We start from the raw sequence: 20,441 nt of genomic DNA, 5'->3' as shown, positions 1-20,441 counted from the left end.
TGTGCCAAAATCGCTGACTTACAAATGATCGAGTTCGCTCTGATGTCTCAGCTACCAGCCCTGATTCGCGAAACCTTCCCCGTCGGCCCGTTGCAGTGCAACTGCACCATCATCGGTGACCCGATCACCAAAAAAGCCATTGTGGTCGACCCCGGCGGCAATCATGAGCTGATCCTGGCTCGCCTGGAGGCGTTGGGCCTCAAAGTGGTGAGCATCATCCATACCCATGCGCACCTCGATCACTTCCTGGCCTCCGGCCAATTGAAAGAGAAAACGGGCGCCACCTTGCATCTGCACAAGGACGATAAATTCCTGTGGGATAACCTGGAAATGCAATGCCAGATGTTTCGCGTGCCTTATACGCCGGTGCCGTCGCCGGATCGCTGGCTGGAAGATGATGAGGCGTTGGCCTGCGGTTGCGGCGTGGCCTTGCACACGCCAGGGCATACACCGGGTTCGATGAGCTTCTGGTTTGCCGATGCCAAGTTGTTGATTGCCGGCGACACGTTGTTCAAGCGCGGCGTGGGGCGGACCGACCTGTGGGGCGGGGACCAGGCGACCATCGTGCGTTCGATCAAGCAGCGTTTGTACACCCTGGATGAGGGCGCGACGGTGGTTACCGGGCACGGGCCGGACACCCGGTTGGGCGATGAGATGCGTGAGAATCCCTTTGTGCGGGCGTAGGGAATAACCACGGGGCTGGGGCTGTTCTATACAAGGAATCGTCGTCGCAGCTTGCGTTCAGCCTGGGTCTGCTACGGTTTGCTTAGCGGTGAAACTGGCCCGCCTTTGTCACAGCAGGGACGAAGGCCACGGAATTTTTACCGTTTGTCGCGTTCAAAACCCGGCACAGGTCCATTGCCAATGTCCTTTGCACCACAGAATGCAAAAGTAGGAGCTCCCTTCATGTTTACTCCGCGTCGTCTTCTTGTTGTTGCCACCGCCGTAGCCCTGTTGTCCGGTTGCGCCTCGCCTAATCCTTACGACGGCAGCCAGGGGCAGGCAAATGATGGTTCGCAAGGCGGTATCAGCAAAACCGCCAAGTACGGCGGCCTGGGCGCGCTGGCTGGCGCATTGGCCGGTGCTGCCATCGACCATAACAACCGTGGCAAGGGTGCACTGATCGGTGGTGCTATCGCCGGTATCGGCGCCGCCGGTTACGGTTATTACGCCGACCAGCAGGAAAAGAAACTGCGTGAAAGCATGGCCAACACCGGTGTTGAAGTGCAGCGCCAGGGCGACCAGATCAAGCTGATCATGCCGGGTAACATTACCTTTGCCACCAACTCGGACGCGATCGCCAGCAGCTTCTATACGCCGCTGAACAACCTGGCGAACTCGCTGAAGCAGTTCAACCAGAACACCATCCAGATTGTTGGCTACACCGACAGTACCGGCAGCCGCCAGTTGAACATGGACCTGTCTCAGCGTCGTGCGCAGAGCGTAGCCAACTACCTGACCTCCCAAGGCGTGAGCCCGACCAACCTGAGTGCACGCGGTGCCGGCCCGGATAATCCGATTGCCAGCAACGCCGACGTGAATGGCCGTGCGCAGAACCGTCGCGTAGAGGTCAACCTCGGCCCGATCCCTGGCCAGCAATACGGCCAACCAGGTCAGCAGCAACAACAGCAACAGGCGCCGCAGCAGAACAACCAGTTCCAGGGCAACCCGTACCAGCAGTACCAATAAACGCAGGCCACTAAAAAGGGCGCCGTGCAGTCAATGCACGGCGCCCTTTTTTGTGGCTGCGAATCACATCAGTCGATGTATTCGAACACCTTTACGATCTTCTGTACGCCGGACACACCCTGAACCAGGTTGGACGCGCGGGTGGCTTCCGCCTGGGTCAGCAGGCCCATCAGGTAAACGATGCCGTTATCGGTGACGACTTTGATGCGCGAGCCCGGGACGGCGCTGTCGGTTAGCATCTGCGCCTTGATTTTGGTGGTCAGCAACGCATCGTTACTGATGGCCAGCAGGGTAATAGGGTCCATGACCTGCAGTTCATTGTGGACCTTCTTGACCCGCTGAACCGACGAGGCGGCTTGTTCTGCCTGGGCCTTGAGCTCCGCACGCGGCGTCTGGCCGGCCAGCAGTACCACGCCGTTGAAGCTGGTTACCACAATGCGCGAGGCGCCATTGCCCAAGTCTGTAGCGGCCTTGGCGACGTTCACCTTGACCTTGGTTTCGATGAGCGAGTCGTCGATTGTGCTGCCGAAAGTACGCGTGCCCCGGTCATCCTGAATCGGTGTGTCACGTGTCGCGGTGATTGCCGTGCTGCAGCCGCTGATGGCAAGGCACAGCGTGATGGCCAAAAGGCTGAGGCGGTTAACGGTCATTCTTCACTCCCGAACAGTTGGCTGTCGATCAGATCGCACAGGCAGTGGATCGCCAGCAGGTGGACTTCTTGAATGCGTGCAGTGACATTGGCCGGGACGCGAATTTCAACGTCCTCCGGCAACAGCAGCGAGGCCATGCCGCCGCCGTCACGGCCGGTCAATGCTACGACAATCATTTCGCGATCATGTGCGGCCTGGATCGCTTGAATAATGTTCGCCGAGTTGCCGCTGGTGGAGATCGCCAGCAGCACGTCGCCGGGTTGGCCCAGGGCGCGAATCTGTTTGGAGAAGATTTCGTTGTAGCTGTAGTCGTTGGCGATCGAGGTGATCGTCGACGTGTCGGTGGTCAAGGCAATGGCCGGCAGGCTCGGGCGCTCGCGCTCGAAGCGGTTGAGCAGCTCGGAGGAAAAGTGCTGGGCATCACCGGCCGAACCGCCGTTGCCGCACGAAAGCATTTTGCCCTCGTTGAGCAAGGCATTGACCATGACCTGACTGGCTTGCTCGATGTGCGGTGCAAGTACGTCCATCGCCTGTTGCTTGGTGTCGATGCTGGCCTGGAAAAGCTGGCGAATTCGGGATTGCATGTCCATCTGTGTGACCTTAAGTAGCGCGGCTGTTTGGCACAGGAATGTGCAGCCCGCAAAGCAAAGAGCAAAAGTGTGTGGTGAAGATGTCCGGTGAATCAGCTGTCGAAGGCATTTTTAAGCCAATTCAGATCAGCGGGGCCAGACGGTGTGCTTTCTATGGCAACCACATCGAAACGGCAGGGGGAGTCAGCCCAGCGATGCTCTTTTTGCAGGAAAAACTGCGCGGCGAGTATCAGCTTCTGACGCTTGCGCCCGTCGATACTGGCGAGCGCGCCACCCCATTGTGCGTGTTTTCTGTAGCGGACTTCGACGAATACTACTGTATCGCCGTCAAGCATGACCAGATCAAGCTCACCGCGTTTACACAACCAGTTCTGCGCCAGAAGGCGCAGACCCTGTTGTTGCAGATACTGGAGGGCTTGAAGTTCGGCATCCTTGCCGCTTTGTGCGCTGGACCGCTCGGGCATCAGCGCGAGGTGTCCGGCAGGCGCTGGATGTCGCCGCCAACGAATTTCGCCCACGGCATCTGGCGGTCAACACGTTGGTTGGCGCTGATGCCCAAGCTGCCGGAGAGACCGTCGACACGCGTATCCGGCAGCGCCTTGAGCTGGCCCAGGCGCGGAGCCAGACGGTAGGCGTCGGCGCCCATCGCGTACAGGCGGCCCAGGCTGCCATTGGCTTGTGGCCATTGCGCGGCAACCTGGTTGCGCAGCGGGTCGGTGGTGTTGAGCAGCCAAGGGGTTTCACAGAACATGACGTTGGTCATGTCCAGGTACTGGTTCTTGTCGCCGCTGGCGCTGAACACGTGGGACGTCGCATACACAGGCACGTCGCCGGCGTACTGGAAGTTCAGGGTTGGCTTGATCTGCTGGGCCAATTGCGGCGTCACAGCCAGGAAGATGAACTCGATGTCCTGGCGGCGCGACGGTTGTGCCGCTACATCAGTGCCAACGGCGCTTTGCAGGCTCTTGGCGCGACCTTCGCTTTTGCGCAGCTGGAACAGGTCGGCAATCTGCTGGGCGAGGGCGACCGGCTGGTCAACGTACTCGACGCCGACGACGGTGCCGCCATTGGCTTCCCAATCCTGGCGGAAGGCTTTGTAGACACGCTCACCCCATTCGCCACGCGGCACCATGGCGGCGGCGCGGTGCAGGCCGTCGGCGCGGGCACGGCGCGAGACTTCGCGGGCTTCGTCTTCAGCGGCCAGGCCGAACTGGAACAGTTGCGGCGGGTTTTCATTCAGTTCGCTGTAGTTCAGCGCCAGCGTCGTGATCGGCAGTTGCGGGCGAGCAGCGAGTTGTTTGACCAGCGGTTTTTCCAGCGGGCCGACAACCAGTTGTACGCCGGCGGCCTGGGCCTTGGCATAGAAGTCGTCGAGGGAGGTCAGGCGCGAGCTGTCATAAAACTCGATGACCGGCGGTTTCTGCCCGGCTTGTTCGGCCTGGTAGTGAGCCGCCATGAAGCCCTCGCGCAGCGCCTTGCCGACCGCAGCCAGCGGACCGTCCTGCGGCAGTAGCAGGGCGATCTTGTTCAGCGGCTGGCTGGCCAGTTCCTTGAGCTTGGTCAGCGGCGCCGGCAGTTGCACTGCGGCCGGGTGCCCAGGGTTCTGTGCGCGCCAGGTGTCGATCGCGGCTTGTTGTTGCTCCAGAGTGCCGGCGCCTTTGACGGCTTTGGCCAGGCTGATCCAGCCATCAAGCGTCGGGTTGCCGCTGGCTTGCAACTGGTCAGCCGGCAGCGCGGCAATCAGCGCCCAGATGGCTTCGTGGTTGCTGTTGGCAGCGTCGCCCGTCAGCAGCGGAGCCATGGCGACACGCTCACGCGCGGCGGCCAGGGTCTGGCCATCGGCTTCATAGGCGCGGGCATGCACAGTGCCGGTGCGGATCTGCTGGTCTGTCGGCAGCTCCTTCAGGCTTTGCAGGCTGGGATGGTTCAGGGCTGCCAATGCAGCTTTGGGCTGATTGCGCGCCATGGCCAGTTCGGCGGCCAGGGTGCTGGCAAAAACTTGCGCGGCTGGCTTCAGGACATCCAGGGGCACCTGCGCGAGAATCTGCGACGAACGCCCAGGGTTGTTCTGGTGGTAGGCCAGGTCAGCCGCACTCAGGCGCAGCATCGCGGCCTTTTCTGGCGTGTTGGCGGAGGTAGCCTGTTCGAGCAGTTGCTCGATACTGGCATCCGGGGTCCGGGGGAGGTCGCCAAGGCTGGACGAGGGCGAGCTGGCACAGGCAGCCAATAAGGCAGCGAGGCAGAGGGCGGAGAGCAGCCGCAGGCAAGCGATCATGTAAGTGTTCCTGATACCGATCAAATTAGCGTGGAAGTGTACCCAAGCACTGGCCCAGGCGCGATGTTACTGGCGTGAAACCGTCGATTTAGGTCGTGCAAATGCTGCCAACAGCCATCGACGGCCGACCTTGAGGGCATATTATCGAGGCGCCTACGCGCTACAATGCGACTTTTCCCAACCATCGAGGTGTGCGTTTTGACTGCTCCAGGTCCTTTGAATTCCACTGCAGGCTCGCTTTTTATCGTGGCGACGCCCATTGGCAACCTGGACGACATCAGTGCCCGGGCGCTGAAAGTGTTGCGCGACGTAAAATTGATCGCGGCGGAAGACACGCGGCATTCCCAGCGGTTGATGCAGCATTTTGGTATCAGCACGCCCCTGGCTGCCTGCCACGAACATAACGAACGCGAAGAAGGCAGCCGTTTTATCACGCGCCTGCTGGCCGGTGACGATGTGGCGCTGATCTCCGATGCCGGTACGCCGTTGATTTCCGATCCCGGCTACCACTTGGTCCGCCAGGCGCGAGCCGCTGGTATCAATGTAGTGCCTGTTCCGGGAGCGTGCGCGCTGATTGCTGCATTATCGGCTGCCGGGTTGCCGTCGGATCGTTTTATCTTTGAGGGCTTCCTGCCAGCCAAGACCGTTGGGCGCCGCGCGCGTCTTCAGGCGCTCAAGGAAGAACCGCGTACGTTGATCTTCTATGAAGCCCCGCACCGCATCCTTGAATGCCTGCAAGACATGGAGCTGGTGTTTGGCGGCGAGCGCCTCGCGCTGCTGGCGCGCGAGCTGACCAAGACGTTCGAAACCCTCAAGGGCCTGCCGTTGGAAGCGTTGCGTGCCTTCGTCGAAGGCGACAGCAATCAACAGCGTGGCGAGTGTGTGGTGCTGGTGGCCGGTTGGGCAGCGCCGGAGGATGAGGATGCTGTGGGCAGTGAGGCCATGCGCGTACTCGATCTGCTGCTCAAGGAAATGCCCCTCAAGCGGGCTGCGGCGCTGGCCGCTGAAATTACCGGCGTGCGCAAGAATGTGCTGTATCAGGTTGCGCTGGATAAACAGAAAGCCGAATAGTTCCGGGGGCGAACCGGCATTCCGTCCGAACGTGATGGCATTGCTGCACTTTTAATACTTGTCCTCAGCCCGCCGTGCCGTTAACCTGCGCGGCGGAGAGTCGATTGGACAGTCGCTGCCTTCTATGAAAATTAGGGGGGGGAGGAAAGTCCGGGCTCCATAGGGCGAAGTGCCAGGTAATGCCTGGGAGGCGTGAGCCTACGGAAAGTGCCACAGAAAATAACCGCCTAAGCACTTCGGTGCCGGTAAGGGTGAAAAGGTGCGGTAAGAGCGCACCGCACGACTGGCAACAGTTCGTGGCTAGGTAAACCCCACTTGGAGCAAGACCAAATAGGGTCCCAAGGCGTGGCCCGCGCTGGGACCGGGTAGGTTGCTAAAGATGTCCAGTGATGGCCATCGTAGACGAATGACTGTTCAAGACAGAACCCGGCTTACAGATCGACTCTCCACCTTTTTTCCTTCTGTCCGAATCTCGTGCAGAAACCCGGTAGTAACGCAAGAATCCCTCCCTGCCAAATCATTGGCAGATGCATCTTCGTAATACCAAAAAAATCTTACTCTTAATAAATCACTTTAACTTTAAGCCATAGCTCCATGAGCTATTTGCGGTTGTTGAGTCAAAAACATCGCCGAACTCGCGTTTCTCCTCCTTTTACACTCCTAAATCTCCGTTCTGTAAGGCTTTTCCTTGAATCCGCGCCTTGACGGTGTGGTGGGCGCATTCCTATAGTGTGCGCAAGTGGCGGAAAGTGGCACAAAGTGGGTTTTTTGAACGTAAAACGCTAAAATTTGGAGAAACGCATCTGTGTTTCGCGGAGCTAACGCTATCAGTCTCGATGCAAAAGGCCGTCTCGCCATGCCGAGCCGGTATCGTGACGAGCTCATTTCGCGAAGTTCAGGCCAGTTAATCATCACGATTGATGCCGTTGACCCTTGTTTGTGTGTTTACCCGCTCGATGAGTGGGAGTTGATCGAAACCAAGTTGCGCGCTCTGCCTTCATTGCGTGAAGAAAACCGCCGCCTGCAGCGTTTGCTGATTGGTAATGCCGTCGACCTCGAACTCGATGGCAGTGGGCGTTTTCTGGTGCCGCCGCGTTTGCGCGAGTACGCCAAGCTGGATAAGCGCGCAATGCTGGTGGGCCAACTGAACAAGTTCCAATTGTGGGACGAAGATGCCTGGGATGCTGTTTCTGCAGCGGACCTGGCTGCTATTCAACAACCGGGCGCGATGCCTGATGAACTGCGTGATTTGATCCTGTGACTATTGATAGCGGCTTTAACCACATCACCGTACTGCTTGACGAAGCCGTTGAGGCTCTCGCCGTACGCGCGGATGGCTGCTATTTGGATGGCACCTTCGGCCGGGGCGGGCACAGTCGGTTGATACTCAGCCAGCTCGGGTCCGACGGTAAGCTCCTCGGGTTCGACAAAGACCCTCAAGCGATTGCCACCGGGCAAGCGCTAGCGGCCGAAGACGGCCGCTTTGTCGTTGTACAGCGCAGCTTTGCCGAGCTGGGTGCCGAAGTCGCCGAGCGTGGCATGGCAGGCAAGGTGGCCGGGGTTTTGCTCGATCTGGGCGTGTCTTCGCCGCAGCTCGATGACCCGGAACGTGGCTTCAGTTTCATGAACGACGGCCCGCTCGACATGCGCATGGACCCTACCCGTGGTGTCAGTGCCGCACAGTTCATCGCCACCGCGCCGGTGGAAGAAATTGCCCGCGTGTTCAAGGAATACGGTGAAGAACGCTTCGCCGGCCGCATGGCCCGTGCCGTGGTCGAACGCCGTGAAATCCAGCCGTTCGAACGCACCGCTGACCTGGCCGAAGTGCTGAAAGTCGCCAACCCTGCCTGGGAAAAGGGCAAGAACCCTGCGACCCGTGCGTTCCAGGGCCTGCGCATTCACGTCAACAACGAATTGGGCGATCTGGAAGCCGGCCTCGAAGCCGCACTGGAAGCCCTGGAAGTGGGCGGTCGCCTGGTGGTGATCAGCTTCCACTCCCTGGAAGACCGCATCGTCAAACTGTTCATGCGTCGTCTGGTCATGGGCGAGTCCGATAACCTGCCGCGCAACCTGCCGGTGCGTTTCGAAGCCTTTGTGCCGAAAATCAAAATCCATGGCAAAGCGCAGTTCGCTTCCGAAGCCGAACTCAAGGCCAACCCACGTTCCCGTAGCGCCGTCATGCGCGTTGCGGAGAAGTTGCGGTGAGCAAGCTTTTCGCCAAGCCCCTTCCGGGCGGCAGCTTCTTTATGTTGCTGCTCTTTATCGGCGTGCTGGTGTCCGCGATTGCGGTGTCCTACAGCGCCCACTACAACCGCCAATTGCTCAATACCCTGTACGGGGAATTGAGCGTGCGTGATAAAGCGCAGGCGGAGTGGGGCCGGTTGATCCTCGAGCAAAGCACCTGGACCGCCCATAGCCGCATCGAAGTGCTGGCGACCGAGCAGTTGAAGATGCACATTCCGGGCGCGGCCGAAGTTCGGATGGTGGCGCCATGATGAAACTTGAAGGCGCACTCTACCCTTGGCGTTTCCGCCTGATGCTGGGTTTGCTGGCATTGATGGTGGGCGCGATTGCCTGGCGGATCATCGACCTGCAAGTGGTTGACCGTGACTTCCTGATCGGCCAGGGCGACGCCCGGAGCCTGCGGCATATCCCGATTCCTGCGCACCGCGGTCTGATCACCGACCGTAATGGCGAGCCTCTGGCCGTCAGTACCCCGGTAACCACCCTGTGGGCCAACGCCAAGGAATTGCAGGTCGCCAAGGACAAGTGGCCGGAACTGGCCGCCGCCCTGGGCCAGGACCCAAAAGCCTTGTCCGAGCGCCTGGAAGCCCAGGCCAATAAAGAATTCATCTACCTGGTTCGCGGCCTGACTCCTGAACAGGGCCAACAGGTGCTCGACCTTAAAGTCCCCGGTGTCTATGGCATCGAGGAGTTTCGTCGTTTCTACCCGGCCGGTGAAACCACCGCGCACATGGTTGGCTTTACCGACATCGATGACCACGGCCGTGAAGGTGTGGAACTGGCCTACGACGAATGGCTGGCCGGGGTTCCCGGCAAACGGCAGGTCATCAAGGATCGACGCGGCAGACTGATCAAGGATGTCCAGGTCACCAAAAACGCCAAGGCCGGTAAGCCCTTGGCGTTGTCGATTGACCTGCGCCTGCAATACCTGGCCAACCGCGAGCTGCGTAACGCGATCATCGAGAACGGCGCCAAGGCCGGCAGCCTGGTGATCATGGACGTGAAGACCGGCGAGATCCTCGCCATGGTCAACCAGCCGACCTACAACCCGAACAACCGTCGCAACCTGCAACCGGCGATGATGCGTAACCGCGCAATGATCGACGTGTTCGAGCCGGGTTCGACCATGAAAGCCATCTCCATGAGTGCTGCCCTGGAAACCGGGCGCTGGAAACCGAGCGACAAAGTCGAGGTTTACCCAGGCACCTTGCAGCTGGGCAAATACACCATTCGTGACGTGTCCCGCACTGAAGGTCCGGTGCTGGATTTGACAGGTATTCTGATCAACTCCAGTAACGTCGGCATGAGTAAAGTTGCCTTCGATATCGGCGGCGAAACCATCTATCACCTGGCGCAGAAAATCGGCTTGGGCCAACCCACCGGTCTGGACTTCCCAGGCGAGCGCGTGGGCAACCTGCCGAACTACCGCGACTGGAAAAAGGCCGAGACAGCCACGCTTTCCTACGGCTATGGCCTGTCGGTGACCGCGATCCAGCTGGCTCACGCATTCTCTGTATTAGCCAACAATGGCCGCATGGTTCCACTGAGCCTGATCCACGTCGACGAAGCGCCGAAAGCCACCCAGGTGATCCCGGAAAACGTCGCCAAGACCATGCAAGGCATGCTGCAACAAGTGATCGAAGCGCCGCGTGGTGTGTTCCGTGCCCAGGTGCCGGCGTATCACGTGGCAGGCAAGTCCGGTACCGCACGTAAAACGTCGGTCGGCACCAAAGGCTACGCCGAGAACTCGTACCGCTCGCTGTTCGCCGGCTTCGGCCCGATGAGCGATCCGCGCTACGCCATCGTTGTTGTGATCGATGAGCCAAGCAAGGCCGGCTACTTCGGTGGCCTGGTATCGGCACCGGTGTTCAGCAAAGTGATGTCCGGCACCCTGCGCCTGATGAACATTACGCCGGACAACCTGCCGCCGACTCAACAAGCGAACGCCGGTCCACCGGCCGCTGCTGCCAAAGCCAATGGAGGGCGCGGCTGATGTCTCTTAGCTTGAACAAGATTTTTGCTCACGCCGGACGCGATCTGCTGATCCGCGAATTGAGCCTGGACAGCCGTAACGTACGCGCCGGTGACCTGTTCCTGGCCGTGCCTGGTGGCAAGTTCGATGGTCGTGCGCACATCGCCGATGCCCTGCAACGTGGTGCGGCAGCCGTGGCGTACGAAGTGGACGGTGCCACCGTGCTGCCGATCACCGACGTGCCATTGATTCCGGTCAAAGGCCTGGCTGCGCAGCTCTCGGACATCGCCGGGCGCTTTTATGGCGACCCAAGCCGTCAACTGAACCTGATCGGCGTGACCGGCACCAACGGCAAGACCAGCGTGACCCAGTTGGTCGCCCAGGCGCTTGACCTGCTGGGTCAGCACTGCGGCATTGTCGGCACGTTGGGCACCGGTTTTTATGGCGCGCTGCAAAGCGGCCTGCACACCACGCCAAACCCGATTGCTGTGCAAGCGACCCTGGCCGACCTGAAAAAGGCGGGTGCCAAGGCGGTTGCCATGGAAGTCTCCTCACACGGTCTGGACCAGGGCCGTGTTACCGCGCTGGCCTTCGACGTGGCGGTGATGACCAACCTGTCCCGCGATCACCTTGATTACCACGGCACCATGGAGGCGTACGCCGCCGCCAAGGCCAAGCTGTTCGCCTGGAATGATCTGAAATGCCGCGTGGTGAATCTCGATGACGCTTTTGGCCGCCAGCTGGCTGCCGAGGACAGCGAATCGCGCCTGATCACCTACAGCCTGGAAGATTCCAGCGCCTACCTGTATTGCCGCGAAGCCCAATTCAATGATGAAGGCATGCTCGCCACGTTGGTCACGCCGCAGGGCGAGCACCACTTGCGCAGCACCTTGCTCGGCCGTTTCAACCTGAGCAACGTGCTGGCTGCCATCGGCGCGCTGCTTGGCCTGGATTACGCACTCGATGAAATCCTGCGCGTGCTGCCCAAGCTCGAAGGCCCGGCCGGCCGCATGCAGCGTTTGGGCGGCGGTTCGCAGCCGCTGGTAGTGGTCGATTACGCCCACACCCCGGACGCGTTGGAAAAAGTCCTCGAAGCCCTGCGCCCACATGCCAAGGGCAAGTTGCTGTGCCTGTTCGGCTGCGGCGGTGACCGTGACCGCGGCAAACGTCCGTTGATGGCCGAGATCGTCGAGCGTCTCGCCGATGGCGTGCTCGTCACCGACGACAACCCGCGCAGCGAAGACCCAAGCCAGATTTTCGACGACATCCGTGTCGGCTTTAAAGACGCGTCCAAGGCTACTTTCGTGGCCGGTCGCGGTGCCGCCATTGCCCAATTGATCGCCAGCGCCAGCGCTGACGACGTGGTAGTGCTGGCTGGCAAAGGTCACGAGGACTACCAGGAAATCAACGGCGAACGCCATGCCTTCTCCGATCTGGTCGAGGCCGACCATGCCTTGACCGCCTGGGAGGTTGCCCATGCTTAAAGCGATGACGTTCAGCGAACTGACCCAGGCCCTGTCGGCCCGCGTAGTGTCGAGCGATTGCAGCTTCGACGGCGTCAGTATCGACAGCCGTAACATCAAGCCTGGGCAATTGTTTGTGGCCTTGGCCGGCCCGCGTTTTGATGGTCACGACTACCTGAACGACGTCGCTGCCAAAGGTGCCGTGGGTGCATTGGTGCAGCGTGAAGTGACCGATTCCACCTTGGCGCAACTGCTGGTTGCAGATACCCGTTTGGCCTTGGGCCAGTTGGGTGCATTGAACCGCGCCGCCTTCGATAAGCCGGTTGCAGCCATCACCGGCTCCAGCGGCAAAACCACGGTCAAGGAATTGCTCGCCGGTGTCCTGCGCACGCGCGGGCCGGTGCTCGCCACCCGTGGCAACCTGAACAATGATTTCGGCGCGCCGCTGACTCTGCTCGAGCTGGCCCCGGAACACACGGCGGCAGTGATCGAGCTGGGTGCTTCGCGCATCGGCGAAATCGCCTACACCGTGGCGCTGACCAAGCCTCACGTGGCGATTATCAACAACGCCGGCACCGCCCACGTTGGCGAGTTCGGTGGCCCGGAAAAAATCGTCGAAGCCAAGGGCGAAATCCTTGAAGGCCTCGATGCATCCGGCACCGCTGTATTGAACCTCGACGACAAGGCCTTCGAGACCTGGCGTGTACGTGCCGCCGGTCGCAAGGTGCTGACGTTTGCCGTGGCCAATGCCGCCGCTGATTTTCACGCCTCCAACATTACCGTTGACGCCCGAGGCTGCCCGTCCTTCACCTTGCACACGCCGCAAGGCGACGAGCACGTGCAATTGAATCTGCTCGGCAACCACAACGTTGCCAACGCTTTGGCCGCCGCCGCCGCCGCGCATGCCCTGGGTGTGTCGCTGTTCGGTATCGCTACCGGCCTGGGCGCAGTGCAGCCGGTCAAGGGCCGCACCGTCGCGCAGCTGGCGACCAACGGCATGCGCGTGATCGACGACACCTACAACGCCAACCCGTCCTCCATTAATGCCGCTGTTGACCTGTTGAAGGGCTTTGCCGGGCGCAAGGTTCTGGTGCTGGGTGATATCGGCGAATTGGGCGACTGGGCAGAGCAAGGCCACCGCGAAGTCGGTGCCTACGCCAGCGGAAAAGTCGACGCGCTCTACGCCGTCGGCCCGAACATGGCGCACGCCGTCGATGCCTTTGGCCTCGGCGCGCGGCATTTCGCAACCCAGGCCGAGCTGATCCAGGCGCTGGGCGTGGCTGAACAAGACAAACACACAACCATTTTGATCAAGGGATCGCGCAGCGCGGTGATGGAAAACGTCGTCGCGGCCTTGTGTGGCTCAAGTACGGAGAAACATTAATGCTGCTGCTGCTGGCTGAGTATCTGCAACAGTTCCACAAAGGCTTCGCGGTCTTTCAGTACCTGACCCTGCGCGGGATTCTGGGTGTGCTGACCGCGCTGTCTCTGTCGCTGTTCCTGGGGCCGTGGATGATCCGCACCCTGCAGAACCTGCAAATTGGTCAATCGGTTCGCAATGACGGCCCGCAGTCGCACCTGTCCAAATCCGGCACCCCGACCATGGGCGGTGCGCTGATCCTCTCGTCCATCGGCATCAGCACCTTGCTCTGGGCCGACCTGCATAACCGCTACGTGTGGGTGGTGCTGCTGGTGACCCTGTTGTTCGGCGCCATCGGCTGGGTCGATGACTACCGCAAAGTGATCGAGAAAAACTCCAAGGGGCTGCCAAGCCGCTGGAAGTATTTCTGGCAGTCGGTATTCGGTCTTGCCGCCGCGATCTTCCTGTACACCACTGCGCCAAGCGCGGTGGAAACCACCTTGATCATTCCGATGCTCAAGGACGCCAGCATTCCACTGGGCATCGGCTTCGTGGTGCTGACCTACTTTGTGATCGTCGGCTCCAGCAACGCGGTGAACCTGACCGACGGCCTCGACGGCCTGGCGATCATGCCGACGGTGATGGTCGGCGGTGCGCTCGGCATTTTCTGCTACCTGTCGGGTAACGTGAAATTCGCTGAATACCTGCTGATCCCGTACGTACCGGGCGCGGGCGAGCTGATCGTATTCTGCGGCGCGCTGATCGGCGCCGGCCTGGGCTTCTTGTGGTTCAACACCTATCCCGCACAAGTCTTCATGGGCGACGTCGGCGCACTGGCGCTGGGCGCAGCCCTGGGCACCATCGCGGTGATCGTTCGCCAGGAAATCGTGCTGTTCATCATGGGCGGTGTGTTCGTGATGGAAACCCTGTCGGTGGTCATCCAGGTGGCTTCCTTCAAATTGACCGGGCGCCGCGTGTTCCGCATGGCGCCGATTCACCACCACTTTGAACTCAAGGGCTGGCCCGAGCCACGCGTGATTGTCCGTTTCTGGATCATCACCGTGATTCTGGTACTGGTCGGCCTTGCCACCCTGAAACTGAGGTAGAAACGAGTGTCCCTGATCGCTTCAGACCACTTCCGCATCGTTGTCGGCCTCGGCAAGAGCGGCATGTCCCTGGTTCGCTTCCTGGCGAACCGGGGCACGTCGTTTGCCGTCGCCGATACGCGGGAAAATCCACCGGAGCTGGTCACGCTGCGCCGTGACTACCCGCACGTGGAAGTGCGTTGTGGCGAGTTGGATGTCGAGTTTCTGTGCCGCGCCGATGAGCTGTACGTGAGCCCCGGCCTGGCCCTGGCGACACCGGCTTTGCAAGCCGCCGCCGCACGTGGCGTGAAGCTCTCCGGCGATATCGACCTGTTCGCGCGTAACGCGAAAGCGCCGATTGTGGCCATCAGCGGTTCCAACGCGAAAAGCACCGTGACCACCCTGGTCGGCGAGATGGCGGTTGCGGCCGGCAAGCGCGTGGCCGTGGGCGGTAACCTCGGCACGCCGGCGTTGGACCTGCTCAGCGACGACGTCGAGCTGTACGTGATGGAACTGTCGAGCTTCCAGCTCGAAACCACCCACGACCTTGGCGCAGAAGTCGCCACCGTGTTGAATGTGAGTGAAGACCACATGGACCGCTACAGCGGCCTGCCGGCCTATCACCTGGCCAAGCACCGGATCTTCCGCGATGCCCGGCAAGTGGTGGTCAACCGCCAGGACGCCCTGAGCCGTCCGCTGATGGGCGAAGGCCTGCCGTGCTGGACCTTCGGCCTCGGCAAGCCCGACTTCAAAGCCTTCGGCATCCGCGAAGAGAACGGCGAGAAATACCTGGCCTTCGAATTCCAGAACCTGATGCCGGTGCGCGAGCTGAAAATCCGTGGCGCGCATAACCAGTCCAATGCCCTGGCGGCGCTGGCACTCGGTCACGCTGTTGGCCTGCCGTTCGATGCCATGCTCGCAAGCCTGCGCACATTCGCCGGGCTTGAGCACCGCTGCCAGTGGGTCCGCGACCTCAACGGCGTCAGCTATTACAACGATTCCAAGGCCACCAACGTCGGTGCCGCCTTGGCTGCCATCGAAGGCCTTGGCGCCGATATCGAAGGCAAGCTGGTGCTGATCGCCGGTGGCGATGGCAAAGGTGCCGACTTCAAAGACCTTAAAGGCCCGGTGGCTGCCCATTGCCGCGCCGTGGTGCTGATGGGCCGTGATGCTGACTTGATCGCCGCTGCCCTCGGTGACGCGGTGCCGCAAGTGCGCGCGACGTCCCTGGACGACGCCATCGCTCAGTGCAAAGCCCTGGCCCAGCCGGGTGATGCCGTGCTGCTGTCGCCAGCGTGCGCCAGTTTCGACATGTTCAAGAACTACGAAGAGCGCGGCCAGCTGTTCGCTCGCGCCGTGGAGGCCTTGGCATGAATTTCAGAAATATCATCAAACCGTACCCGTCGCCGATCATTACCGGGCGTGGCGTCGACCTTGATTTCCCGATGCTCGCCGGGTGTCTGGCGCTGCTGGGCCTGGGCCTGGTGATGATCACCTCGGCGTCCTCCGAAGTGGCCGCCGTGCAGTCGGGCAACACTCTTTACATGATGATTCGGCACTTGGTGTACCTGGTGATCGGCCTTGGCGCGTGCATCGTCACCATGATGATCCCGATCGCCACCTGGCAGCGCCTGGGCTGGATGATGCTGATCGGTGCGTTCGGCTTGCTGATCATGGTGATCCTGCCCGGCATCGGCCGCGAGGTGAACGGTTCGATGCGCTGGATCGGCTTCGGTGCGTTCAACGTGCAGCCGTCGGAAATCGCCAAGGTGTTCGTGGTGATCTACCTGGCCGGTTACCTGGTACGCCGTCAGAAGGAAGTGCGCGAAAGCTGGATGGGCTTCTTCAAGCCATTCATCGTGCTGCTGCCAATGGCCGGCCTGTTGCTGATGGAGCCCGACTTCGGTGCCACCGTCGTGATGATGGGCGCGGCCGCCGCGATGCTGTTCCTCGGTGGCGTCGGCCTGTTCCGCTTCACCTTGATGGTGGTGCTGGCCGTGGCCGCCGTGACGGTGCTGGTGCAGGCGCAACCCTACCGGATGGCCCGTCTGATTACCTTTACCGACCCGTGGTCCGACCAGTTCGGTTCCGGCTACCAGCTGACTCAGGCGTTGATCGCCTTTGGTCGCGGCGAGTGGCTGGGCGTGGGCCTGGGCAACAGCGTGCAGAAGCAGTTCTACCTGCCCGAAGCGCACACCGACTTCGTGTTCTCGGTACTTGCCGAAGAGCTTGGCGTGGTGGGTTCGCTGTGCACCGTCGCGCTGTTCGTGTTCGTGTGTGTACGCGGCATGTACATCGGCTTGTGGGCCGAGAAGGCCAAACAGTATTTCGCCGCGTATGTGGCGTACGGCTTGTCGTTCCTGTGGATCGGCCAGTTCCTGATCAATATCGGTGTGAACGTCGGCCTGCTGCCGACCAAGGGCCTGACCTTGCCGTTCCTCAGTTACGGCGGCAGTTCGTTGGTGATTTGCTGCGCGTGCCTGGGGTTGCTGCTGCGCATCGAGTGGGAGAGTCGAACCCACTTGGGCAGCGAAGAGATGGAATTCAGCGAAAGCGATTTTGCCGAGGAGCCGAACCATGGGCGCTAACGTGCTGATCATGGCGGGCGGCACCGGGGGCCACGTGTTCCCGGCCCTGGCGTGCGCGCGTGAGTTCCAGAACCGCGGCTACACCGTGCATTGGCTCGGCACGCCGCGCGGCATCGAAAATGAATTGGTGCCGAACGCCGGCTTGCCACTGCATTTGATCAACGTCGCCGGCTTGCGCGGCAAGAGCAAGTTGTCCCTGCTCAAGGCGCCGTTCGTGTTGCTCAAGGCGGTGTGGCAGGCACGCAAAGTCATGCGTGCAGTGAAGCCGGTATGCGTGCTGGGTTTTGGCGGTTATGTGACCGGCCCTGGCGGCGTTGCCGCCAAGCTGGCTGGCGTGCCGGTGATCGTGCACGAGCAGAACGCCGTCGCCGGTACCGCGAACCGCCTGCTGGTGCCGTTGGCCTCGCGTGTGTGTGAAGCGTTCCCGAAAACCTTTGCAGCCTCGGACAAGTTGCGCACCACCGGCAACCCGGTGCGCACCGAACTGTTCATGGCCATTGCCCGTGAGGCGCTGGCCGGGCGCAAGGCGCATCTGCTGATCCTCGGCGGAAGCCTGGGTGCCGAGCCACTGAACAAATTGCTGCCCGAAGCGTTGGCTCAACTCCCCGTGGAGTTGCGCCCGGAGATCTTCCATCAGGCCGGCAAGAATCACGATGAAATCACCGCTGCCCGCTACCGCGAGGCCGGTGTCGAGGCGAATGTGCAGCCCTTCATCAAAGACATGGCCCACGCCTATGGCTGGGCCGACCTGGTGGTTTGTCGCGCTGGTGCGCTGACCGTCAGTGAACTGGCCGCCGCCGGTCTGCCGTCCTTGCTGGTGCCTTTGCCCCACGCGATTGACGATCACCAGACCCGCAACGCCGAATATTTGGCCGGGGAGGGCGCTGCCTTCCTGCTGCCGCAAAGAACGACTGGCGCCGCCGATTTGGCCGCACGCCTGACCGAGGTTTTGATGCAACCGGAACGACTCAACAGCATGGCGAGCACCGCAAGCCGCCTGGCCAAACCTGACGCAACCCGCACCGTGGTCGACATCTGCCTGGAGGTGGCCCATGGTTGAGAATCAGAAAGCCATGCCACAACCCGAGATGCGCCGCATCCGTCGCATCCACTTCGTCGGCATCGGCGGCGTGGGCATGTGCGGGATTGCCGAAGTGCTGCTGAACCTGGGCTACCAAGTGTCCGGCTCTGACTTGAAAGAGTCGCCGGTCACCGAGCGCCTGAAGTCGTTCGGTGCGCAGATCTTTATCGGCCACCGCGCCGAAAACGCTGCCGAGGCTGACGTACTGGTGGTTTCCAGTGCCGTGAACACCTCCAACCCGGAAGTGGCCACCGCCCTTGAGCGCCGTATTCCGGTGGTGCCGCGCGCCGAGATGCTCGCCGAACTGATGCGCTACCGCCACGGCATTGCCGTTGCCGGTACGCACGGCAAAACCACCACCACCAGCCTGATCGCTTCGGTGTTCGCGGCCGGTGGCCTGGACCCGACGTTCGTGATCGGTGGCCGTCTGAATGCAGCTGGCACCAATGCCCAGCTCGGCACCAGCCGCTACCTGATCGCCGAAGCCGATGAAAGTGACGCGAGCTTCCTGCACCTGCAGCCGCTGGTCGCGGTGGTTACCAACATCGACGAAGACCACATGGCAACCTACGACGGTGACTTCAACAAGTTGAAGAAAACCTTCGTCGAGTTCCTGCACAACCTGCCGTTCTACGGTCTGGCGGTGGTGTGCCTGGACGATCCGGTGGTGCGTGAAATCCTGCCGCAGGTCAAGCGTCCGACCGTGACCTACGGCTTCAGCGAAGACGCTGACGTGCGCGCGATCAATGTGCGCCAGGAAGGCATGCAAACTTTCTTCACCGTGCTGCGCCCTGACCGCGAACCGCTGGATGTCTCGGTGAACATGCCGGGCAACCACAACGTGCTCAACTCCCTGGCGACCATCTGCATCGCCTCCGACGAGGGCGTCAGCGATGAAGCCATCGTTGAAGGCCTGTCGCGTTTTGCCGGTGTTGGTCGTCGCTTCCAGGTCTACGGCCAACTGCCGGTAGACGGCGGCGACGTGATGCTGGTCGACGACTACGGTCATCACCCGACCGAAGTGGCCGCCGTGATCAAAGCCGTGCGCGGTGGCTGGCCGGAGCGCCGCCTGGTGATGGTGTACCAGCCGCACCGCTACAGCCGTACCCGCGATCTGTACGACGATTTCGTCAATGTATTGGCCGATGCCAACGTGCTGCTGCTGATGGAAGTCTACCCGGCCGGTGAAGAGCCGATCCCGGGCGCCGACAGCCGCAAGCTGTGCAACAGCATCCGCCAGCGTGGCCAGTTGGACCCGATCTACATCGAGCGCGGTGTGGACCTGGCGCCCATCGTCAAGCCGCTGCTGCGTGCCGGCGACATCCTGCTGTGCCAGGGCGCCGGTGATATCGGTGGCCTCGCGCCTAAATTGCTCGCGAGCCCCTTGTTCGCAGCCGTGCAGGGGAAGTCGAAATGACCACGAACTACGACGCCCTGTTTTCCACGATCACGCCTGCCGACTTCGGCCGCGTAGCGGTGCTGTTCGGCGGCAAGAGTGCAGAGCGTGAAGTCTCGCTCAAGTCCGGCAATGCCGTGCTTGAGGCACTGCAAAGCGCCGGCGTGAATGCGTTCGGTATCGACGTGGGCGATGATTTCCTCGCCCGCCTGCAGGCCGAGAAGATCGACCGTGCCTTTATCATCCTGCACGGCCGCGGCGGTGAAGACGGCAGCATGCAAGGCTTGCTCGAGTGCGCTGGCATCCCTTACACCGGCAGCGGCATTCTTGCCTCGGCACTGGCGATGGACAAGTTGCGCACCAAGCAGGTGTGGCACAGCCTGGGTATTCCAACCCCACGTCACAGCGTGCTGTGCAGCGAAGACGATTGTATTTCTGCAGCCAAGGAACTGGGCCTGCCTTTGATCGTCAAACCAGCCCATGAAGGCTCCAGTATCGGCATGGCCAAAGTGAACTCGGCCGCCGAATTGATCGACGCATGGAAAGCGGCAAGTACCTACGATTCGCAAGTGTTGGTGGAACAGTGGATTTCCGGTCCCGAGTACACCATCGCCACCCTGCGTGGCCAGGTATTGCCGCCTATCGCATTGGGCACGCCCCACACCTTTTACGATTACGACGCCAAGTACGTGGCTTCCGATACTCAGTACCGGATCCCGTGTGGCCTTGACGCAACCAAGGAACAGGAATTGATGGACCTCACGGCGAAAGCCTGTGAGGCGCTGGGTATCGCCGGTTGGGCGCGGGCAGACGTGATGCAGGATGACCAGGGGAATTTCTGGTTCCTTGAAGTCAACACTGCGCCGGGTATGACCGATCACAGCCTGGTACCTATGGCAGCCCGTGCAGCCGGTCTGGATTTCCAGCAGTTGGTGCTGGCGATCCTCGCTGACAGCATTGAGCCAAGAGGCTAAACA

At 61.2% G+C, this 20,441-nt stretch carries 19 protein-coding genes and 1 other RNA gene; 16 read left to right on the top strand and 4 right to left on the bottom strand.

What is annotated here, in order from left to right:
• Positions 1-42 precede the first annotated feature (42 nt).
• Together ACM530_RS05025 and ACM530_RS05020 are read left to right on the top strand one after the other, a co-directional pair.
• Positions 43-684: an MBL fold metallo-hydrolase gene (locus tag ACM530_RS05025; RefSeq protein ID WP_106579585.1), complete on the top strand. Its 642-nt coding sequence runs from the start codon at positions 43-45 to the stop codon at positions 682-684.
• 222 nt (positions 685-906) lie between these two features.
• Positions 907-1,689, top strand: a complete 783-nt coding sequence (locus ACM530_RS05020) for an OmpA family protein (protein WP_106579573.1) — start codon at positions 907-909, stop codon at positions 1,687-1,689.
• A 68-nt stretch (positions 1,690-1,757) separates the two neighbouring features.
• On the opposite strand, the gene ACM530_RS05015 is transcribed toward ACM530_RS05020, so the two are convergent.
• From ACM530_RS05015 to ACM530_RS05000, 4 genes are all read right to left on the bottom strand, one after another.
• Positions 1,758-2,339 (bottom strand): BON domain-containing protein, encoded by a 582-nt coding sequence (locus ACM530_RS05015; RefSeq protein WP_106579572.1) that lies wholly within the window; start codon positions 2,337-2,339, stop codon positions 1,758-1,760.
• Positions 2,336-2,929, bottom strand: a complete 594-nt coding sequence (locus tag ACM530_RS05010) for a phosphoheptose isomerase (protein ID WP_003216190.1) — start codon at positions 2,927-2,929, stop codon at positions 2,336-2,338. The genes ACM530_RS05015 and ACM530_RS05010 overlap by 4 nt, the downstream gene beginning before the upstream one ends.
• 92 nt (positions 2,930-3,021) lie before the next feature.
• Positions 3,022-3,393, bottom strand: coding sequence for a YraN family protein (locus ACM530_RS05005; protein ID WP_145166209.1), 372 nt, complete (start codon positions 3,391-3,393; stop codon positions 3,022-3,024).
• Positions 3,393-5,204 (bottom strand): penicillin-binding protein activator, encoded by a 1,812-nt coding sequence (locus ACM530_RS05000; RefSeq protein ID WP_416364377.1) that lies wholly within the window; start codon positions 5,202-5,204, stop codon positions 3,393-3,395. The genes ACM530_RS05005 and ACM530_RS05000 overlap by 1 nt, the downstream gene beginning before the upstream one ends.
• Before the next feature lie 165 nt (positions 5,205-5,369).
• On the opposite strand from ACM530_RS05000, the gene rsmI reads away from it, so the two are divergent.
• From rsmI to ACM530_RS04930, 14 genes are all read left to right on the top strand, one after another.
• Entirely contained in the window at positions 5,370-6,275 is a 906-nt protein-coding gene (rsmI, locus tag ACM530_RS04995; protein ID WP_416364376.1) for a 16S rRNA (cytidine(1402)-2'-O)-methyltransferase, read from the top strand.
• Between the two features lie 96 nt (positions 6,276-6,371).
• Positions 6,372-6,725, top strand: an RNA gene (gene rnpB / locus ACM530_RS04990) — RNase P RNA component class A.
• 355 nt (positions 6,726-7,080) lie between these two features.
• Entirely contained in the window at positions 7,081-7,536 is a 456-nt protein-coding gene (gene mraZ / locus ACM530_RS04985) for a division/cell wall cluster transcriptional repressor MraZ (protein WP_003171868.1), read from the top strand.
• A complete protein-coding gene (gene rsmH, locus ACM530_RS04980) occupies positions 7,533-8,480 on the top strand; it encodes a 16S rRNA (cytosine(1402)-N(4))-methyltransferase RsmH (protein ID WP_416364375.1) in 948 nt (315 codons plus the stop codon). Before mraZ ends, rsmH begins: the two co-directional genes overlap by 4 nt.
• Positions 8,477-8,770: a cell division protein FtsL gene (gene ftsL / locus ACM530_RS04975; RefSeq protein ID WP_016974244.1), complete on the top strand. Its 294-nt coding sequence runs from the start codon at positions 8,477-8,479 to the stop codon at positions 8,768-8,770. The genes rsmH and ftsL overlap by 4 nt, the downstream gene beginning before the upstream one ends.
• Positions 8,770-10,512 carry a peptidoglycan D,D-transpeptidase FtsI family protein gene (locus ACM530_RS04970; protein ID WP_164487968.1) on the top strand — a complete coding sequence of 581 codons (1,743 nt, stop codon included), beginning with the start codon at positions 8,770-8,772 and terminating at the stop codon, positions 10,510-10,512. The genes ftsL and ACM530_RS04970 overlap by 1 nt, the downstream gene beginning before the upstream one ends.
• The gene (locus tag ACM530_RS04965) at positions 10,512-11,975 is read left to right on the top strand and encodes a UDP-N-acetylmuramoyl-L-alanyl-D-glutamate--2,6-diaminopimelate ligase (protein WP_416364374.1); all 1,464 of its coding nucleotides are present in this window, start codon (positions 10,512-10,514) and stop codon (positions 11,973-11,975) included. Before ACM530_RS04970 ends, ACM530_RS04965 begins: the two co-directional genes overlap by 1 nt.
• Complete coding sequence (locus ACM530_RS04960) at positions 11,968-13,338, top strand: UDP-N-acetylmuramoyl-tripeptide--D-alanyl-D-alanine ligase (RefSeq protein ID WP_145166177.1); 1,371 nt, start codon at positions 11,968-11,970, stop codon at positions 13,336-13,338. The genes ACM530_RS04965 and ACM530_RS04960 overlap by 8 nt, the downstream gene beginning before the upstream one ends.
• A complete protein-coding gene (gene mraY, locus ACM530_RS04955) occupies positions 13,338-14,420 on the top strand; it encodes a phospho-N-acetylmuramoyl-pentapeptide-transferase (RefSeq protein WP_003171875.1) in 1,083 nt (360 codons plus the stop codon). Before ACM530_RS04960 ends, mraY begins: the two co-directional genes overlap by 1 nt.
• A gap of 6 nt (positions 14,421-14,426) precedes the next feature.
• Positions 14,427-15,773 (top strand): UDP-N-acetylmuramoyl-L-alanine--D-glutamate ligase, encoded by a 1,347-nt coding sequence (gene murD, locus ACM530_RS04950; protein WP_416364373.1) that lies wholly within the window; start codon positions 14,427-14,429, stop codon positions 15,771-15,773.
• Positions 15,770-16,987 (top strand): putative lipid II flippase FtsW, encoded by a 1,218-nt coding sequence (gene ftsW, locus ACM530_RS04945; protein WP_106579565.1) that lies wholly within the window; start codon positions 15,770-15,772, stop codon positions 16,985-16,987. The genes murD and ftsW overlap by 4 nt, the downstream gene beginning before the upstream one ends.
• The gene (gene murG / locus ACM530_RS04940) at positions 16,977-18,047 is read left to right on the top strand and encodes an undecaprenyldiphospho-muramoylpentapeptide beta-N-acetylglucosaminyltransferase (RefSeq protein WP_145166179.1); all 1,071 of its coding nucleotides are present in this window, start codon (positions 16,977-16,979) and stop codon (positions 18,045-18,047) included. The genes ftsW and murG overlap by 11 nt, the downstream gene beginning before the upstream one ends.
• Positions 18,040-19,485 (top strand): UDP-N-acetylmuramate--L-alanine ligase, encoded by a 1,446-nt coding sequence (gene murC / locus ACM530_RS04935; protein WP_242194648.1) that lies wholly within the window; start codon positions 18,040-18,042, stop codon positions 19,483-19,485. The genes murG and murC overlap by 8 nt, the downstream gene beginning before the upstream one ends.
• Positions 19,482-20,438: a D-alanine--D-alanine ligase gene (locus tag ACM530_RS04930; protein WP_369303432.1), complete on the top strand. Its 957-nt coding sequence runs from the start codon at positions 19,482-19,484 to the stop codon at positions 20,436-20,438. The genes murC and ACM530_RS04930 overlap by 4 nt, the downstream gene beginning before the upstream one ends.
• The last annotated feature ends 3 nt before the right edge of the window (positions 20,439-20,441 follow it).

Origin of the sequence: Pseudomonas sp. NFX183, assembly GCF_047943075.1 — a bacterium.
In the GTDB taxonomy this organism is placed as follows: domain Bacteria; phylum Pseudomonadota; class Gammaproteobacteria; order Pseudomonadales; family Pseudomonadaceae; genus Aquipseudomonas.
This window is presented reverse-complemented; position numbering and strand designations above follow the sequence as displayed.

Excerpts from the sequence above, each read along its gene's own strand:
- ACM530_RS05025 (WP_106579585.1), top strand. The coding sequence starts at position 43 with ATGTCTCAGCTACCAGCCCTGATTCGCGAAACCTTCCCCGTCGGCCCG.
- ACM530_RS05020 (WP_106579573.1), top strand. The coding sequence starts at position 907 with ATGTTTACTCCGCGTCGTCTTCTTGTTGTTGCCACCGCCGTAGCCCTG.
- ACM530_RS05015 (WP_106579572.1), bottom strand. The coding sequence starts at position 2,339 with ATGACCGTTAACCGCCTCAGCCTTTTGGCCATCACGCTGTGCCTTGCC.
- ACM530_RS05010 (WP_003216190.1), bottom strand. The coding sequence starts at position 2,929 with ATGGACATGCAATCCCGAATTCGCCAGCTTTTCCAGGCCAGCATCGAC.
- ACM530_RS05005 (WP_145166209.1), bottom strand. The coding sequence starts at position 3,393 with ATGCCCGAGCGGTCCAGCGCACAAAGCGGCAAGGATGCCGAACTTCAA.
- ACM530_RS05000 (WP_416364377.1), bottom strand. The coding sequence starts at position 5,204 with ATGATCGCTTGCCTGCGGCTGCTCTCCGCCCTCTGCCTCGCTGCCTTA.
- rsmI (WP_416364376.1), top strand. The coding sequence starts at position 5,370 with ATGCGACTTTTCCCAACCATCGAGGTGTGCGTTTTGACTGCTCCAGGT.
- ACM530_RS04970 (WP_164487968.1), top strand. The coding sequence starts at position 8,770 with ATGAAACTTGAAGGCGCACTCTACCCTTGGCGTTTCCGCCTGATGCTG.
- ACM530_RS04965 (WP_416364374.1), top strand. The coding sequence starts at position 10,512 with ATGTCTCTTAGCTTGAACAAGATTTTTGCTCACGCCGGACGCGATCTG.
- ACM530_RS04960 (WP_145166177.1), top strand. The coding sequence starts at position 11,968 with ATGCTTAAAGCGATGACGTTCAGCGAACTGACCCAGGCCCTGTCGGCC.
- mraY (WP_003171875.1), top strand. The coding sequence starts at position 13,338 with ATGCTGCTGCTGCTGGCTGAGTATCTGCAACAGTTCCACAAAGGCTTC.
- ftsW (WP_106579565.1), top strand. The coding sequence starts at position 15,770 with ATGAATTTCAGAAATATCATCAAACCGTACCCGTCGCCGATCATTACC.
- murG (WP_145166179.1), top strand. The coding sequence starts at position 16,977 with ATGGGCGCTAACGTGCTGATCATGGCGGGCGGCACCGGGGGCCACGTG.
- murC (WP_242194648.1), top strand. The coding sequence starts at position 18,040 with ATGGTTGAGAATCAGAAAGCCATGCCACAACCCGAGATGCGCCGCATC.
- ACM530_RS04930 (WP_369303432.1), top strand. The coding sequence starts at position 19,482 with ATGACCACGAACTACGACGCCCTGTTTTCCACGATCACGCCTGCCGAC.